This window comes from Candidatus Cryosericum septentrionale, assembly GCF_003570995.1.
GTDB classification, from domain to species: Bacteria; Caldisericota; Caldisericia; order Cryosericales; family Cryosericaceae; genus Cryosericum; species Cryosericum septentrionale.
In genome coordinates this window covers 141,866-142,689 of the sequence record NZ_QXIY01000001.1, presented here as the reverse complement: position 1 = coordinate 142,689, position 824 = coordinate 141,866, and the positions used below count along the sequence as shown (strand labels likewise).

Genomic DNA, 824 nt, shown 5'->3' with positions numbered 1-824 from the left:
GACCGCATGCGCATCTCAAGGATCGCCTCCACCTGCCGGTCGTTGAGTCCAAAGTTCTCGACGAGGCGAGCCGATGCATCGTCCATAGACGATGACGCGGTCAGGATTTCCGTCACTCGTTTGATGTTTCGAATGGCGATAACAAGAGCGTTGAGGACGTTCAGCCGTTCCTCGTGCTTGCGGAGCTCCAGAGCGAACCTCTTGCGAAGCGTTGCCTCGCGGAAGTCCAGGAATGTAGCCAGAACATCGCGCAGAGGGAGGGTGCGCGGCACGCCATATAGGATTCCGAGCATGCTGACGTGGAAGTGCTGCTGGAACTGAGTATGTCTGCGCAGCAGCAGGTCAACTCGCTCCGGAACCGCATCTTTCTTCAGCTCAAGCACGACCCGGATGCCCTCACGGCTGGATTCGTCGCGCAGGTCAGACAGTTGGGTCAGGCGCTTGTCCTTCATCAGGTTGGCGACCTTCTGGACGAACTCGGCCTTATTCACCTCAAACGGCAACTCTGTAATGATGAATCGCATCTTGTTGCCGTCCTTCTCGATCGTGTACTTTCCTCTCGTGACAACATTGCCCCGACCGGTGGCGATGTATTCGTCGATACCGTCCGTGCCAACCACGAGGCCACCGCCCGGAAAGTCGGGACCCTTGATAAACGACCGGATCTGGGCAGGGTCCTCAGGTTCGTTGCTGATCCGGCAGTCCAACATGTACTTCAGGGCATCGATCAGCTCGCCAAGGTTGTGAGGGGGGATGTTGGTGGCCATGCCGACGGCGATTCCGCTGGAACCGTTGAGCAGAAGCTGCGGCACTTTGGCTGGAAG

General features: G+C 58.0%; 1 protein-coding gene. It reads right to left on the bottom strand.

What is annotated here, in order from left to right:
• Nucleotides 1-824 (bottom strand): DNA gyrase subunit A (locus tag SMC1_RS00710; RefSeq protein WP_279386553.1); only part of this gene is annotated, 824 nt, incomplete at both ends.